Annotated in this window: 12 protein-coding genes; 6 read left to right on the forward strand and 6 right to left on the reverse strand. The window is 72.3% G+C overall.

The window, feature by feature from the left end; genetic code table 11:
• Positions 1-38: 38 nt before the first annotated feature.
• A complete protein-coding gene (pgm, locus tag Ato02nite_RS42735; RefSeq protein ID WP_213012436.1) occupies positions 39-1,682 on the reverse strand; it encodes a phosphoglucomutase (alpha-D-glucose-1,6-bisphosphate-dependent) in 1,644 nt (547 codons plus the stop codon).
• A gap of 111 nt (positions 1,683-1,793) precedes the next feature.
• Here pgm and Ato02nite_RS42740 point away from each other — a divergent pair, with 111 nt between their 5' ends.
• The gene (locus Ato02nite_RS42740) at positions 1,794-3,443 is read left to right on the forward strand and encodes a copper resistance CopC/CopD family protein (protein ID WP_246608055.1); all 1,650 of its coding nucleotides are present in this window, start codon (positions 1,794-1,796) and stop codon (positions 3,441-3,443) included.
• A 58-nt stretch (positions 3,444-3,501) separates the two neighbouring features.
• The gene (locus tag Ato02nite_RS42745) at positions 3,502-3,846 is read left to right on the forward strand and encodes an STAS domain-containing protein (protein ID WP_213012437.1); all 345 of its coding nucleotides are present in this window, start codon (positions 3,502-3,504) and stop codon (positions 3,844-3,846) included.
• Here the strand turns inward: Ato02nite_RS42745 and yaaA are convergent.
• Positions 3,841-4,626, reverse strand: coding sequence for a peroxide stress protein YaaA (yaaA, locus tag Ato02nite_RS42750; RefSeq protein WP_213012438.1), 786 nt, complete (start codon positions 4,624-4,626; stop codon positions 3,841-3,843). The two genes, Ato02nite_RS42745 and yaaA, sit on opposite strands and share 6 nt — an antisense overlap.
• A 9-nt stretch (positions 4,627-4,635) precedes the next feature.
• A complete protein-coding gene (locus tag Ato02nite_RS42755) occupies positions 4,636-5,259 on the reverse strand; it encodes an FKBP-type peptidyl-prolyl cis-trans isomerase (RefSeq protein WP_213012439.1) in 624 nt (207 codons plus the stop codon).
• Positions 5,260-5,631: 372 nt separating this feature from the next.
• Between Ato02nite_RS42755 and Ato02nite_RS42760 the strand changes: the two genes are divergently transcribed.
• Both Ato02nite_RS42760 and Ato02nite_RS52245 read left to right on the forward strand, forming a co-directional pair.
• Positions 5,632-6,453: a hypothetical protein gene (locus Ato02nite_RS42760; RefSeq protein WP_213012440.1), complete on the forward strand. Its 822-nt coding sequence runs from the start codon at positions 5,632-5,634 to the stop codon at positions 6,451-6,453.
• Between the two features lie 35 nt (positions 6,454-6,488).
• Entirely contained in the window at positions 6,489-10,733 is a 4,245-nt protein-coding gene (locus Ato02nite_RS52245) for an MMPL family transporter (RefSeq protein WP_281419897.1), read from the forward strand.
• On the opposite strand, the gene Ato02nite_RS42770 is transcribed toward Ato02nite_RS52245, so the two are convergent.
• Positions 10,714-11,295, reverse strand: coding sequence for a hypothetical protein (locus tag Ato02nite_RS42770; RefSeq protein WP_213012441.1), 582 nt, complete (start codon positions 11,293-11,295; stop codon positions 10,714-10,716). The two genes, Ato02nite_RS52245 and Ato02nite_RS42770, sit on opposite strands and share 20 nt — an antisense overlap.
• Positions 11,296-11,341: 46 nt before the next feature.
• Positions 11,342-12,079 carry an SDR family NAD(P)-dependent oxidoreductase gene (locus tag Ato02nite_RS42775; RefSeq protein ID WP_213012442.1) on the reverse strand — a complete coding sequence of 246 codons (738 nt, stop codon included), beginning with the start codon at positions 12,077-12,079 and terminating at the stop codon, positions 11,342-11,344.
• Positions 12,080-12,247: 168 nt separating this feature from the next.
• Here Ato02nite_RS42775 and Ato02nite_RS42780 point away from each other — a divergent pair, with 168 nt between their 5' ends.
• On the forward strand, positions 12,248-13,777 hold the full coding sequence (locus Ato02nite_RS42780) for an alkaline phosphatase D family protein (protein WP_213012443.1): 1,530 nt from the start codon (positions 12,248-12,250) through the stop codon (positions 13,775-13,777).
• Positions 13,778-13,786: 9 nt separating this feature from the next.
• Entirely contained in the window at positions 13,787-14,983 is a 1,197-nt protein-coding gene (locus Ato02nite_RS42785; protein ID WP_213012444.1) for a hypothetical protein, read from the forward strand.
• A 19-nt stretch (positions 14,984-15,002) separates the two neighbouring features.
• Here the strand turns inward: Ato02nite_RS42785 and Ato02nite_RS42790 are convergent, their stop codons facing one another.
• A complete protein-coding gene (locus tag Ato02nite_RS42790) occupies positions 15,003-15,605 on the reverse strand; it encodes a VOC family protein (protein ID WP_213012445.1) in 603 nt (200 codons plus the stop codon).
• Positions 15,606-15,622 lie beyond the last annotated feature (17 nt).

Below are 15,622 nucleotides of genomic sequence, written 5' to 3' on the forward strand. Positions count from 1 at the left end.
GCATACCTGTCGGCCGGGAGCCGGGAGAGCTGAGAAGATCAGCCCCGCAGTGCGGCGGAGACCACCGCGCGGGCCTCCTCCTGGATGCGTGCCAGGTGCTCGGGACCCTGGAACGACTCGGCGTAGATCTTGTAAACGTCCTCGGTGCCGGACGGGCGGGCCGCGAACCAGCCGTTCTCGGTGACCACCTTGAGGCCGCCGATCGCGGCGCCGTTGCCCGGCGCGGTGGTCAGCACGCCGGTGATCGGCTCGCCGGCCAGGGACTTCGCGGTGACCTGCTCCGGTGACAGGGCCGCCAGGATCGCTTTCTCCTCGCGGGTGGCCGGTGCGTCGATCCGAGCATAGGCAGGTTGCCCGAATCGGGCGGTCAGATCCGCATAAAGCTCACTGGGCGACCGGCCGGTGACCGCGATGATCTCCGAGGCCAGCAGGTCGAGGATGAGGCCGTCCTTGTCGGTGCTCCAGGCCGAACCGTCGCGGCGCAGGAACGACGCGCCCGCGCTCTCCTCGCCACCGAACCCGACCTCGCCGGACAGCAGTCCGGGCACGAACCACTTGAACCCCACCGGCACCTCGTCGAGGCGGCGGCCCAGGTCACCGGCCACCCGGTCGATCATCGACGACGAGACCAGGGTCTTGCCGATGGCGGCGGCGCCGGGCCAGTCCGGCCGGTGGGCGAACAGGTAGGAGATGGCCACGGCCAGGTAGTGGTTCGGGTTCATCAGGCCGGCGTCCGGGGTGACGATGCCGTGCCGGTCGGCGTCCGCGTCATTGCCGGTGGCCAGCTGGTACTTGTCCTTCTGGGCGATCAAGGACGCCATCGCGTACGGCGAGGAGCAGTCCATCCGGATCTTGCCGTCCCAGTCCAGCGTCATGAAGCCGAACGTCGGGTCGACGACCGGGTTCACCACCGTCAGGTCGAGGCCGTGCCGCTCGCCGATCGCGCCCCAGTAGGCGACACTCGCCCCGCCGAGCGGGTCGGCGCCGATCCGCACCCCGGCCGATCGGATCGCGTCGAGGTCGATGACCTCGGGCAGGGCCGACACGTAGCCGTCGAGGAAGTCGTACCCGGTGACCTGGGCCGACGTGCGAGCCCGGGCGGCCGGCACCCGGCGTACCTCCTTGAGGCCGGCCGCGATGATCGCGTTCGCCCGGTCCTGGATCCATCTGGTGGCGTCGGTGTCGGCCGGCCCGCCGTTCGGCGGGTTGTACTTGAAGCCGCCGTCGGCCGGCGGGTTGTGCGAGGGGGTGACCACCACGCCGTCGGCGAGCCCGCTGGTGCGGCCGCGGTTGTGCGCGAGGATCGCCCGGGACACCGCCGGGGTCGGGGTGTAGCCGTCCCGGCTGTCGATCAGCGTGGTCACGTCGTTGGCCGCGAACACCTCGAGCGCGGTGATCATCGCGGGCTCGCTGAGCGCGTGCGTGTCGCGGCCCAGGAACAGCGGCCCGTCGGTGCCCTGCGCCTTGCGGTATTCGACGATCGCCTGGCTGGTCGCGGCGATGTGGTCCTCGTTGAACGCGGTCTTCAGCGAGGACCCGCGGTGCCCGGAGGTGCCGAACGCGACCCGCTCGCCGACCACGCCGGGGTCGGGGTGCTCGGTGTAGTACCGGGAGATCACCCGCGGAACGTCGATCAGGTCCCTGGGTTCGGCGGGGGTACCGGCGCGGGGATCAACGGACATGAGGGGGCCTCCTTCGGTGCAGGTAACCTGCCTGGAGCCTATCGATACCCCGGACCGGCTGAACCTTTCACATCCGGTATCCGAACTATCTGACGTGACGAGAGGGCGCATGTGAAAAAGGCGGTGCTGGCGGCCGTACTGATCGCCCTCGGTGTTCTCTTCCTGCCGGCGAGCCCGGCGAGCGCGCACGCGGCGCTGATCGGCTCCGTCCCGGCGCCGGGCAGCATCGTGGGCACCTCCCCCACCGAGATCGTGGTGACCTTCAGCGAGGGCATCACCGCGGTGACCGGCCGGGTACAGGTGCTCGACCCGGACGGCAAGCGCATCTCCGGCACCCCCACCGTCTCCGGGACGACCCTGCGCATCCCGGTCCGCAAGGCCGCCCAGCCGCTCGGCACGTACCTGATCAGTTATCGGGTGATCTCGGCCGACAGCCATCCGGTGGGCGGCGCCATCACCTTCTCGGTCGGCGCGCCGTCGGCGACGCCGCCCGAGGCCGGCCCGGCCGAGACCCATCGGTCGGTCACCCTCGCGACGCCGGTCACGCGCTTCCTCGGGTACGCCGGTCTCACGCTCGCCGTGGGCCCGGCCCTGTTCCTCGCGTTGCTGTGGCCGCGCCGCCGTTCCCGGACCGGTGCGACCCGCACGGTCTACGCGGGGCTGGCCCTGGTCGGGGTGGCGACACTCGGCTCGCTCTGGACGCAGGCCCCGGCCAGCAGCGGTGCCGCCCTGTGGGACCTCCGCCCGGCCGAGCTGGGCCAGGTGCTCACCAGCGACTACGGCCTCACCCTGATCGCCCGCCTGGCCGCCCTCGCCGCCGCGGCCGCGCTGCTCCCGGCGGTGCTGCGCGGCGGCGCGTCCCGGACAAGAGGTCTGGCGTTACTGGCGGTCGCCCTCGGCGGGTTCGTCACCTGGCCGCTCACCGGGCACGCCGCCGCCTCACCCCTGGCCGCCGCGGTGATCGCCTCCGACGTCGTGCACATCGCCGCCATGGCGGTCTGGCTCGGCGGCCTGATCACCCTCACCGTCTTCCTGCTGCGCCGGACCGACCCCCGGGTGCTCGGCGTGATCCTCCCGGTCTGGTCGCGCTGGGCGGCGCTCGCCGTGGTGTGGCTGGTCGGCGGCGGTGTCGTGCAGGCGGTCGTGCAGGTCGGCACGGTCCGGGCGCTGTGGGAGACCGACTACGGCCGGCTGCTGCTGGCCAAGGTGGGCGTCCTGGCCGCCACGCTCGCCGTGGCGGCGTACGCCCGGAGGCTGGTCAATCGGCGGCAGGTGCCGGCCTCCGGGGCCGGCGCGATGCGCCGCACCGTCGGCATCGAGGTCGCCGCCACCGTGGTCATCCTCGGCCTGTCCGCCGTGCTCGTGCAGGTCAACCCGGGGCGCAGCGCCACCGTCGACGAGGGCGCGGTGCGCGAGGACGGGGTTTCCCAGACGCTGACCTGCCCGCTCTACACGCTGCAGTTCAACATTTTCCCGACCCAGGTCGGCGACAACAACACGATCCACGCGTTCGTCTACACCCCGGCCGGTGCCCCGCTGCCCGCCGACGAGTGGACCGTCACCTCCCAGCTGCTCGGCAAGGACCTGGAACCGGTCACCGAACCGCTGCTCCCGCTCGTACCCCGGCACCACGCGGCCGGCGCGATCACGTTCCCCTACCCCGGCCAGTACGAGATCAAGTTCACGGTGCGGATCGGCGAGTTGGACCAGGCCACCGTCAAGACCACGATCTCGGTGCCGGCCGCCGGCGCCACTAGGTGACTTTCGGTCACGTTCTGGGCAGAGAGAGGACCTCACCCTGCCTCAGGAGGTTCTGGTCATGCATGTGTCCGTGGTCGGCAACCAGGACGACTCCGTAGTGGTGACGGTCCGCGGGCACCTCGACGTGGACAGCGCCACCGTTCTGACCACCACCCTCGAGCAGGTCCTCGACCGCCCGGCCCCGCGCGTCGTGATCGACCTGTCCGGCGTCGAGTTCTGCGACTCCATCGGCCTGAGCACGTTCGTCGTCGGCCACAACCGGGCCGCCGCGGACGGCGGCTGGCTGCGGCTGGCCAGCCCGCCGGAGTTCCTCGAGCAACTGCTCGACACGGTCGGCCTGGCCCAGCGACTGGGCGTCTACGCCACCGTCGGCGACGCCCTCATGAGCCGCCAGGAGCTATAGGTCGCGGACCACCACGTCGAGCTGCCGGACCCGGCCCGGCTGGTCCTCGACCGTATACTTGAGGTCACGCAGCGTGCCGACCACCTCGTCGATCGAGGCCGGCGCGGCACCCGACTCGGCCAGCGCCCGCACGATCCGGCCCTTGGTGGCCTTGTTGAAGTGGCTGACCACCGAACGCTTCGGCACCCCGCCGACGATCCGCTCGTGCAGCACCCGCACGGTCGCGGCCTCGCCGGCCGGCGACCACATGGCGCCGTAGGCGCCGGACCGCAGATCCAGCACCGGGCCGTCCGCCGCCGCCGGGTCGAGCGCGGGCTTGAGGTGCTTCTTCCAGTACGGCGTGAGCCCACCGACCGCCGGCAGGGTCACGCCGACCGCGCACCGGTAGGCCGGGATGCGGTCGCCCAGCCGCACCACGCCCCACAGCCCGGAGAACACGACCGCCGACTCCGACAGCCACCGCCGCGCGGCCGTCGGGAGGCTGGGCGCGTCCAGTGCCTCGTACAGAACGCCGGTGTAGACCTCGATCGCCGGCGCGGCCGGCGCCTCCGCGAGCACCGCGTTGCGGGCGATCTCGTCCTTCTGCCCCTCGCTGAGCCCGAGCACCTTGAGCGAGTCGGCCACCGACCGGGCGCTGCTCCGCGCGCACATCGCCACCAGGCGGTTGAACACCCGCCGCCGGGCCCCGGCCAGGCCGGGAAGCCACAGTTGCCCGTGATCGACCGGCGGGCCGGAGACGGCGGGTGTCTTGCCCTCGGAGGGCGGGAGCAGGATCAGCACCCCGAGAGATTACTGGGCGGCCAGGATGTCGACCACGAAGCGCAGGTCACCCTTTCCCGGGTAGGCGAGCGCCTCGGGCACGTCGAGCTGGACCCGGCTGCCCACCTTCTGGCCGAGGACGCCCTGGTCCCAGCCCTGAATGACGGCACCGACGCCGATCTGGGTGGTGAACGGCTCGCCCCGCGACCAGGACGAGTCCAGGACCTCACCGGTGCTGTAGCTAATCAGCTTGTAGTTGGCGGTGACGGTCTGGCCCTTGGCGACGGCCGGGCCGGTGCCCGGCACCAGCACGGTCACCGCCAGCTTGGTCAGCTTGCCCTTGCCCGCCTTGACGTCCGGCTCCTTGCTGAGCGCAGCCGGGGTGTTCACGTCCGCCGCGGACGGCTGGGCGGGGGCGGTCGGAGCTTCCGCCGTCGGCGCGGCGGCCTCGGTCGGCGCGGCGGCCGGCTGCGACGCGGCGGGCGCGGAGCCGGCGACCGGCGTCTTGTCGTTGTCGTCGTTGTTCCGGACCACGAAGAAGACCACGGCCAGGACGACGACGATCGCCACCCCCGTGAGGGCGCCGGCGACGGCCTGCCCGCGACGCTTGGCCGACTCCCCGGAGCTGCTGGGCCGCACGGTCTGGGTGCTCATATGCTGTCGACTCTCCTGTAACGGGCTCGGGCGGAAACTTCCGACACGGTACCCGTAGCGGTGACGGAGCCCTCACGAAACCTCCACCGAACCGCCGATGTGGGTGATCGGCCATCCGGTTCGTCACTCAAATCGTTCTTCACCGTCACGCATCGAAATGAGATCGTTTACCGGTTCACAACGTGAGAACGCTTTCACGGCCGGGCGGGGCCGTCGGACGACCAGGGGAGGGTCCGTTTGCCGTCGACCGGTTATGGTCGCCAACCCGCGCGCCGCCGCGGTCCGCGCCGCCGGACCGCCTACTTCGGATTCCGCCGAGCCGCGGAATCCTCCCCGGACGGCCCCCGAGACCACCGCGGATGGAACGAGATCATGTCGTCCGCCTCGGTGATCCTGGCGGGCGTCATCGTGGTGGTCGGTTTCGGCTTCGTGGCCAGCCGCATCATCAACAGCGGCGACGGCGACAACCCGCTGCCCGATCCGCCGCCGACCGCCGCACTCGGTGGTGTCGAGCTGCCCTCCGGCAGTCCCGCGCCGATCCCGATCGGCAGTCCGTCACCATCGCTCTCGACCGCCCCGTCGCCGACGCCCTCGGCGACACCGAGCAAGCCCAGCCCGAAGCCCACCACGAAAGCGCCGCCCTTCCAGGGCAGCATCCAGATCGGGGCCGCATCGGTCCCGTCGACGGTGGACCTCACCGCCGAGGGCACCACCGACTGGGTGCACTGGGGCGAGGACGGCACCTTCTCGCTAGAACGCGACAAAGACGGAAATTTCAAGATCTTGGAGGGTACGCCGACCGCGCCCCGGTTCCGGCATGCCCTGAGCCCGCAGTTCTTCCGGTGGACCGGCGGCGACCCGGTCGACCACAGTGACGGCACCACCACCGGCATCCGCACCTGCGGCGCCGGGAACGGCTTCACGGTGAGCGCCCCGGCGTCGACCTCGCCGAAGGTGCTGCGGCTGTACGTCGGCATCATCAGCGCGAAGGGAGAGTTGCGGGCCTCGCTGTCGGCCGGTTCCGCGACCGCGTCTCGCTCGATCGAGCAGCGGGACGGTACGTTCCGCACGCTGGTTTACACGGTCACCTACCGGGCACCGGCAGCAACCAGGATCAACTTCACGTGGAACACCGCGCAGGCGTTTGGGGACGGCTGCGGCGGGGTGGCGCTCGAAGCGGCCACCCTGCGCTGATCTACATCTGTTTCAAGCGCAAATAAGGGGATTTCGTGTTCGCGGGCTGGGGATCGTGGGTTGCCCGCTTCCGGTGGCCGGTGCTGTCCGTCGCGCTCGTCGCGGTGATCAGCGCCGGTGTCTGGGGGCTGGGTCTTTTCTCGGAGCTGACCGAGGGTGGTTACACCGATCCGAACAGCGAATCCTCGCACGCCGCGGACGCGATAACCGACGCGTTCGGCGCGCAGGGCGGCGACCTCGTGGTCATCTACACGCCGGCCAAGGGCAAGATCGACGACGCGGCGCTCGGCAAGAGCGTCAAGGACTCCCTTGCCGCGCTGCCCAAGTCGGCGGTGACCGCCGCCACCTCGTACTGGTCGACCAGGTCCGCCGCGTACGCCGCGAAGGACAAGTCCAGCGCGATCGCCCTGATCACCCTGGCCGGCGGCGACGACGCGGCGAAACTCGACGCCTACCGCGAGATCGACGACAAGTTCGCGGTGGACGGCGCCACGGTCCAGCTGTCCGGCGCCACCGTGCTCAACGACGCCTCCTCCACCCGCTCGACCGAGGACCTCGGCAAGGCCGAGGCGATCAGCGTCCCGATCACCCTGATCCTGCTGGTGTTCATCTTCGGCTCGCTGGTCGCCGCGTCGCTGCCGGTGCTGGTCGGCGGCGCCGCCGTGCTCGGCTCGCTGGGCATCCTGCACGCCGTGGCCGGCTTCCACGACGTCAACTCGTTCGCCGTCAACGTGGCCAGCCTGCTCGGCCTCGGCATGGCCATCGACTACGGCCTGTTCATGGTCGGCCGGTTCCGGGAAGAGCAGGCCGAGGGGCGTACGCCGGCCGAAGCGGTGGCCCGGACCGTCGGCACCGCCGGGCGCACCGTGGTCTTCTCCGCCACCCTGCTGATGATCGCCCTGTCCGGCCTGCTGCTGTTCCCCCAGGGCTTCCTCAAGTCCCTGGCCTACGGCGGGCTCGCCTCGGTCTTCCTGGCCGCGGCGCTCTCGCTGACCCTGCTGCCCGCGCTGCTGGCCGTGCTCGGCCCGCGCGTCGACAAACTCCCGGTCCGCCTCCCCGGGCGCAAGCCCGCCGCCGAGGCCGACATCGAAGCCTCCGGCTGGGCCCGGCTGGCCCGCTTCGTGCTGCGCCGCCCGCTGCTGGTGGCCATCCCGATCCTCGCCGTGCTGTTCCTGCTCGCCTCCCCGATCCGGCACGCGCACTTCGGCGAGAACGACGAACGGCAACTGCCGGCCGGTGACCCGTCCCGGGTGGCGATCGAAACCCTGAAGGCGGACTACCCGCAGTTCACCGGCGACAGCGTGGACATCGTGCTGCGCAACTCCGCCGACACCGCCGGGTTCGCCGTCCAGCTGCGGCAGGTGCCCGGGATCGCCCAGCTGGGCGTGCCCCGCAAGGCCGACGGCGTCGCGGTGTTCACCGCCACCCTGAAGACCAAGGACGCGTTCAGCACCGAGGCGCGCGACGTCGTCCAGGCGATCCGGGCCATCCCGGTCCCGGCCGGGGCGTCGCTGCTGGTCGGCGGCACCACCGCGCGCAACGTGGACAGCCTCGAGGCCACCGCGAACCGGCTGCCGCTGATGATCGGGCTGCTGGTCGGCGCCACCCTGCTGCTGATGTTCCTGGCGTTCGGCTCGATCCTGCTGCCGATCAAGGCGGTGCTGATGAGCGCGATCAGCCTCAGCGCCACCTTCGGCGCCCTCGTCTGGATCTTCCAGGAGGGCCACGGCTCCGGCCTGCTCGACGTCTCCCCCGCGCCGTTGGAAGTCGGCATCGTGGTGCTGATGGCGGCCGTCGTGTTCGGCCTGTCCACCGACTACGAGGTGTTCCTGCTCTCCCGGATGGTCGAGGCGCGCATCCGCGGCGCCTCCAACGACGACGCCGTCACCATCGGCCTGGCCCGCACCGGCCGGGTCATCAGCGCGGCCGCCCTGCTGCTCATCGTGGTCACCGGCGCCTTCGCGATGTCCTCGGTCACCACCATGCGCTTCGTCGGCGTCGGCATGATCATCGCGCTGCTGCTCGACGCGACCATCGTCCGGATGCTGCTGGTGCCCGCCGTCCTGCGCCTGCTCGGCAACGCGGCCTGGTGGGCGCCCGGCCCGCTGCGGCGCCTGCAGGAACGCGCCGGCCTCGCCGAGTACGAGGTGGCGGCGCCCGGCCGGCACGCGGCCCCCGACGACACCCAGGTGCTCACCTACCACTCCGACTTCACCCTCGCGCTGCCGCCGGCCACCGACGACCTCTCCGGCCGGGCACTCCCGGCTCCCGCGCCGGCACTCGCGCTGCCGGCCGCTCCGACCACGGCCACCGACGAGACCCAGGTCATCGCCCGCTTCGAGGACACCCAGGTGCTGAGCCTGCCGGCCGCTCCCGCGGCCCGCCCGGTGGCCGACGAGGAACCGGTCGACGCGGAGATCGTCGACTCCGGCCTGTTCTTCGCCCAGCCGGAACTGCCCCAACTGCCGGAATTCGACCCCGAGGTCTCCGCGACCCGGCTGGCCGAGCTCTCCGGTTTCCTGCCGGCCGTGCCCCGCTACGAGCCGCCGGCCCCCCGCCCGAAGTCCGACGACGCGTTCTTCTTCGGCGCTCCCCAATCCCCCCTGGCCCTGCCGCCCGGCCTGGACCGCTACGACGGCCCCTGGGAGAACGACCGCCCACCGGTCTCGGTGCCGGTGGTCCCCGGCATGTCCCTCCCCATCACCGACGCCGACCCGTCCGGCCCCACCGAGTCCGGCGCCCCGGCCGAGCCCGACGCCTACGCCGAACCGCCCGCGGCCGACGACTTCGCCGAACCCGCCGCGACCGGCGACATCGCCACATCCGTCCCGGCCGGCTCCGACGGCATCGCGGAGAACGACCGCTTCGCCGAGCCCACCGCCCCGGCCACGTCCGACGGCTTCACCAAGCCCAGCGGCAGCGCCACGACCGACGGCTTCGCGGAGCACGACGGCTTCGCGGAGCCCACCGTGCCGGCGACGACCGAAGCCGTTGCCGAGTCCTCCCCGACCGGCCGGCAGGCGGAGGAACTCGCCGCCCCGGACCGGGTCGACCTTTCCGAGCCGGTCGCCGCGTCTGCCCCGGACCTGGCCGATCTCCCCGAGCCGGCCGCCTGGGAACAGGCCGAGTCTCCGGCCTCGGCCGGCGCGCTGAGCCCGGCACCCGAAGAGCCCGCCTGGGACCGGGCCGGATCCCCGGCCACGACCGGCACGCTGAGCCCGGCACCCGAAGAGCCCGCCTGGGAACAGGCCGGATCCCCGGCCACGACCGGCACGCTCAGCCCGGCACCCGAACCCACCACCTCACCTGCGGCTTCGGCCGACGGGTCCCGCGCGGCCGGGTCGGATGCCGGCGCCGGTGTGTCCGGCGCGGAGCCCGCTCTCGCCGGCATTGCCGCGGAAGCGGACGAGGAAAGCTACGCCCCGGCGGCCGTGGACGAGCGGTATGTGACGGGCGTCGACGTGTCCGGCACGGAGGCCGCTCCCGCCGAGGCGGAGGCCGGGCCTACGGCGGAAGAGGCTGCGGAGGAGGCCTACGCCCCGGCGGCCCGGGCCGCCGCCGACGAGCGGTATGTGACGGCGGTCAGCGAGCGGCCGCTCGGTGAGGAGTTCTACGCGCGGGCGGCCGCGACCCTGTTCGGGCCGGATCCGGGCGCGCCGGACTACGCGTACGCCTCGGGCGAGGCCGGCCCGGCCGCCGACCTCGCGCCGCGGATGGGTTCCGGCCGGCCGGCCACGCTCGCCGACCAGCCGCCGGCCCGTCGCTCGCCGAATCGGCCGACCGACCTCGGGACCTACACAAAGGACGGGCTGACGGCGTCGCGCCGCCCGGCTACGCTCGGCGATCAGCTGCTCCCCCGGCGGCCCGTCCCCTCCTTCCCGGAGTCAGAGCCCATGACCGAGACCGAACCGCAGCCGTCCCCCGCGGCCGAGCCGGTGTCGCGCCGCCCGGCCGACCTCGCCGACCACCTGCGGGAGTCCCGACCCGCCGATCTGAGCGACTACACCTCGGGCCGCGTCCCGCGGATGCGCCGCCCGGCCGACGAGACCCTGTCGAACGACGGCGCCTTCTCCGCACCGTCCGACGGCAACGACGGCGCTTTCACGCCGCCATCCGACGGCAACGACGGTTCCTTCTCGGCGCCGTCCGACGGCAACGATGGTGCCTTCAACCCGCCGGCCGACGGACCGCGGCGGCCGGCCACCCTCGCCGACCACCTGTCGGCGCGCCGGGCGGACGAGGCGGGCCCGACCCGCGACCTCAGCGACCACCTGGAGTGACACCGGTCGTGCCGATCACCCGGCGGCCGGCGACGGCCCCGGGTGATCGGTCCGGCTCGAGGATCTGCCGGTAACGCTCCTCCAGCTCGGCCCGGATGCGGCGGTCCCGGATCAGATCCACCAGTGCGTACACGACGGATCCCTTGCGCCGGGACTGCAGGTCGTCGGTCAGCGCACTGCGGTACCGGCTGAAGATCTCCATCATCCGGTCGTAGTCGCCGTCCTCGACCCGGTCCTCGGCGTACCGGATCGCCTCCAGGCCCTTCTGCACGTACTCGTAGCGCCGCCGCGCCTTGGCCGACATCAGCATGCCGCCGTCGCCGTAGTACCAGCTTCGCAACTGGGTTCGCAGGTTGCGGACGTCGTCCCGGGTCGGCTCCTGCCGTGGCCAGCGGGAGAAGAGCGCCGACAGCTCCCAGGCTCCCCGGTAGTGCTCCAGGCGCCGGCTCCACAGGTCCTCGTACGCCTTCGCCCGCCGGTCCAGGGCGTATTTGACGGCCGAGCCGAGCACCCCGGCGGCCAGCCCGATCAGCGCGGCCCAGACCTGCGGCGACCATCCCATCGCCGCAGTGTCCGGCGCCGGCGCGCAGTTGTCAGGCAGATCATGGTCAGCGGAAGACGAGACCGCCGCCGACCTCGATCACCTGACCGGTCAGGGCGCCGGCGCCGTCGGAGACGAGCAGCCGCACGGTGGCCACCAGGTCCTCCGGGACCAGGGACCGCGGGATGGCCTGGGTGGCGACCAGCGGGGCGTGCGCCTCGACGTCGTGGCCGTCGGCCAGCTCGGCCTCGCCCTCGGTGCGGATCGCGCCGGGTGACAGCGCGTTGACCGTGATGCCGAGCGGCCCGAGGCTGCGGGCGAGCGAACGGGTGAGCCCGATCAGCGCGGCCTTGCTGGCCACGTAGGACGGCCCGGACGGGCCACCCATCCGCACAGTGGGCGACACGACGTTGACGATCCGGCCCCAGCCCCGCGACGCCATGCCGGCACTGAGGTCCTGGGCCAGCAGCATCGGCGCGGTGACGTTGACCGCGAAGGTCTCCGCCCACTCCCCCAGCGGCAGCGAGCCGAACGGCACGTTCGACGCCCGGGCCGCGTTGTTGATCAGTACGTCGACCTCGCCGGCCCGCGCGGCGAGGTCGCTGACCGCGCCGGCGTCGGCCAGGTTGGCATCCAGCAGCTCGGCGTCGGCGCCCAGGTCACGGCACAGTCCGGCGACCGTCTCGGCCTCGGCGGCGGCGTCCAGGTGGTGCAGCAGCAGGGAGTTGCCGGGGCGGGCCAGCCCGACGGCGATGGCCGCCCCGATTCCGCGCCGGGCACCGGTGATCAAGATCCGCTGGCTCATGGCTTCACACTATGCCGATCACCAGGCCGAGCAAGGTTCCGGCCATCCGGGTGTCGCCGCGCATCCCGACGTTTTTCATTCGTAGTCATCGATTGCTTGAGAAGGCGGCCATCCCGGCGTACCCCGCAAATCGCCCGGCCGTAACGCGGCGCCCGCAGCGTTTCCGCCATGCCATTGCTGCACCGACGCACGTTCCTCCTCGGTGGCGCAGCCGCCGCCGGAGCCCTCGTCCTGCCCACCCGCATGGCCACCGCCGTCGCTCCCTACCCGTTCCAGCTCGGCATCGCCTCCGGCGAGCCGGACGCGGACAGCGTGGTCCTCTGGACCCGTCTCGCCCCGGCCCCGCTGAACGCCGACGGCCAGGGCGGCATGCCGGCCGCCGATGTCGCCGTCGACTGGCAGATCTCCACCTCCGAGACGTTCAGCTCGGTGGTCACCGGCGGCACGGTAACCGCCCGCTACGCCGACAGCCACGCCGTGCACGTGGTCGCCGGTGGGCTGAATCCGGACGCCGACTACTTCTACCGGTTCCGGGCGCAGGGGCACCTCTCCCCGGTCGGCCGCACCCGCACCGCCCCGGCGACCGGCACCTTCGGCCGCGACCTGACCATGGCGTTCGCGTCCTGCGCGCACTTCGAGTCGGGGTATTTCACCGCCTATCGGCGGATGGCCGAGGACCGGCCCGATCTCATCCTCCATCTGGGCGACTACATCTACGAGTACGGGGCCACGGCCGGTGCCGTGCGTCAGCACGCCGGGGCGTCCGAGATCGTGTCGCTGGCCGACTACCGGCGGCGGTACGCGCAGTACAAAGCCGACCCGGACCTGCAGGCCACGCACGCCGTCGCGCCGTGGCTGGTGGTGCCGGACGACCACGAGGTGGAGAACAACTACGCCACCGACACCCGGGCCGACAGCGTCCCGGCACTGACCGCGACGCAGTGGACGGCCCGCCGCAACGCCGCCTACCGGGCCTACTACGAGAACATGCCGCTGCGGCCCGCACAGGCCCCGGCCGGCAACGGCATCCCGCTGTACCGGCGGGTCCGCTGGGGAAAGCTGGCCACCTTCCACCTGCTCGACACCCGGCAGTTCCGCGACGACCAGGCCTGCGGCGACGGCATGCAGGTCTGCGCGGCGGCCGACACCCCGTCCCGCACGATCACCGGCGCGGCCCAGGAGGCGTGGCTGCTCGACGGGCTCGGCCAGCGGCTCGGCACCTGGGACATCCTCGGCCAGCAGGTGTTCTTCGCGAAGAACTACGACGCGAGCGGGCGGGCCAACATGGACGCCTGGGACGGCTACCGGGCCTCCCGGTCGCGCATCCAGCAGGGCTGGATCGACCGCGGGGTGCGCAACCCGGTGGTGCTGACCGGGGACGTGCACACGGCCTGGGCCTGCGACCTGAAGGCCGACTACACCAACTCCTCCTCGGCGACCGTCGGCACCGAGCTGGTGTGCACGTCGATCGCGTCCGGCGGCGACGGCACGGCCACCACGACGCTGCCCAACCCGTCCACCAATCCGCACATCAAGCTCTACTCCGAGCGGCGCGGCTACACCCGCACCGTGATCGGGCAGCAGCAAATGCGCGCCGACTTCCGGATCGTCGAAAAGATCACCGAGCACGGCGCACCGGTCAGCACCCAGAAGTCCTTCGTCATCGCCGAGGGCCGGCCCGGCCTTCAGGCCGTCTAGGAGGTCGTCATGCAGGCACTCGCTCTTCTGCTGGCCGCCACCTCGGTCACCTGGACCACGGCCAACAGCAACGCCACCGGCGACCAGTCCGGGCCGTCGGTGGCCACCAACCGGACCGGCGGGGTCGCCGTGGTCTGGGAGGACGCCCCGGCCGGGGACGGCCACTCCGACGTCTGGTTGCGCTTCTACCAGAACGGCACCTCGGCGTACGAGAAGAAGCTGTCTCCGGGCGGCGCCGCGGGCACCAACTGGAAGCACGTCACCCCGGACGTCGGCCTGGACGACCGCGGCAACGCGGTGGTGGTGTGGGCGGACGACCCGGACGGCAACGGGTCCTTCAACGTGGCCTACCGGGTGGTGGCACCGGCCGGCACGGTCACCGGCTCCGGCTGGGCCAACGCCGACACGAACGGCAACCAGATCCGGCCGAAGGTCGCGGTCGACCCGGACGGCATCCCGAACACCGGGGCGGTCGGGTTCACCGCGGTGTGGGAGGACGTCCAGCCGTCGACCGTGACGGTGCGGGCTGCGGGCTTCGACAGCGCCAAGGCGTACGAGAAGCAGGCGAGCCAGACCGCCGGCACCCACCACCACCCGGACGTGGCCGTCGGCGCGGCCGGCGACGCCACGGTCGTCTGGGAGGAGGACGCCGATGCGAACACGTACTACAACATCGGCCTCACCCGGCTGGCCCGGACCACCGGGTCGGTGCTGCTCAGCATCCGGATCGCCAATCTCAACGGCGGCGGGCAGCAGACCCGGCCGGCGATCGCCGCGAACTTCGCCGGGGACCTCGCGGTGACGTGGGAGTCCGACCACACCCTCACCAAGGGGGTGTGGGAGCGGTCGTTCACGGCGGACGGTACCGCCCGGCACACCGAGGTCGAGGCCTCGACCGGCGCCGGGGCCACGGTGCCCGGCGTCGGGATCGACGACCAGGGCCGGGTCACCGCCGGCTGGACGGTGTCGGCGGCGGACGTCCGGGTGCGGGGCTTCAACCCGGACGGTACGGCGACCGGGCGGCTGCCCGACTCGCCGCTCGCCTGGACCACGGCCGGGCGACAGGACCAGCTCGCACTGGCGGTGTCACCGTGGAACGAGGTCGCCCTCGCCTACACCGACGACAGCGACGGCAACGGCTCCGACCAGGTGCTGCTGGGAACCGGTGCCACCAACGACGACGGGGTCTGGGAGCCCCTGGCCTGAGCCGGGGACTCCCGCGCCGTCACGCCTGGCGTTCCCTGGCCATGTAGTCGGCGTACCAGACCGGCCACTCCGCATCGGCCTGGCCGGTCTCCTCCTCGTGCTTGCCGTGCGCCGCGGCCGCGTCCCGCAGCGCCGCCTCGAGGTCGCGGGCGTTGCGGTAGACGACCTCCTCGACCCGGCCGGGCAGGCGGGTGGTGACCTCCTGCAGCACGTACTCGTTGCCGTCCGGGTCGGTGAAGGTCAGGAACGAGCCGTACGAGGGGCGGCCCGGCGCGATGCCCGGCACCCGGTCCTTGGTGCCGGCGTGGTGGAAGACGCCGCCCGCGTCGTGGAAGATCTCGCTGGGCTCGACCCCCTTGGCGACCAGCTCGGCGCGGGCCGCCTCGATGTCCTCCACCACGAACTGCAGGCCGCGCACCGAGCCCGGGGCCGCGTCGGTGACCTCGGAGTTGCCGAGCAGGATCGACGCCGTGGAGCCGGGCGGGGTGAAGTGCACGAGGCGGAAACCACCGTCGCCGCTGTAGTCGATGTCCTCCCGGAAACCCAGGTTGCGGTAGAAGGCCTTGGCCCGGTCGAGGTCGCTGACCGGCACCACAATGACCTCGAGCTTGAAGTCCACCATCGTTCCTCCTTGTGTCT

Origin of the sequence: Paractinoplanes toevensis (assembly GCF_018332695.1) — a bacterium.
Classification (GTDB): Bacteria; Actinomycetota; Actinomycetes; order Mycobacteriales; family Micromonosporaceae; genus Actinoplanes; species Actinoplanes toevensis.

Excerpts from the sequence above, each read along its gene's own strand:
- pgm (WP_213012436.1), bottom strand. The coding sequence starts at position 1,682 with ATGTCCGTTGATCCCCGCGCCGGTACCCCCGCCGAACCCAGGGACCTG.
- Ato02nite_RS42745 (WP_213012437.1), top strand. The coding sequence starts at position 3,502 with ATGCATGTGTCCGTGGTCGGCAACCAGGACGACTCCGTAGTGGTGACG.
- Ato02nite_RS42755 (WP_213012439.1), bottom strand. The coding sequence starts at position 5,259 with ATGAGCACCCAGACCGTGCGGCCCAGCAGCTCCGGGGAGTCGGCCAAG.
- Ato02nite_RS42760 (WP_213012440.1), top strand. The coding sequence starts at position 5,632 with ATGTCGTCCGCCTCGGTGATCCTGGCGGGCGTCATCGTGGTGGTCGGT.
- Ato02nite_RS42770 (WP_213012441.1), bottom strand. The coding sequence starts at position 11,295 with ATGGGATGGTCGCCGCAGGTCTGGGCCGCGCTGATCGGGCTGGCCGCC.
- Ato02nite_RS42775 (WP_213012442.1), bottom strand. The coding sequence starts at position 12,079 with ATGAGCCAGCGGATCTTGATCACCGGTGCCCGGCGCGGAATCGGGGCG.
- Ato02nite_RS42780 (WP_213012443.1), top strand. The coding sequence starts at position 12,248 with ATGCCATTGCTGCACCGACGCACGTTCCTCCTCGGTGGCGCAGCCGCC.
- Ato02nite_RS42785 (WP_213012444.1), top strand. The coding sequence starts at position 13,787 with ATGCAGGCACTCGCTCTTCTGCTGGCCGCCACCTCGGTCACCTGGACC.
- Ato02nite_RS42790 (WP_213012445.1), bottom strand. The coding sequence starts at position 15,605 with ATGGTGGACTTCAAGCTCGAGGTCATTGTGGTGCCGGTCAGCGACCTC.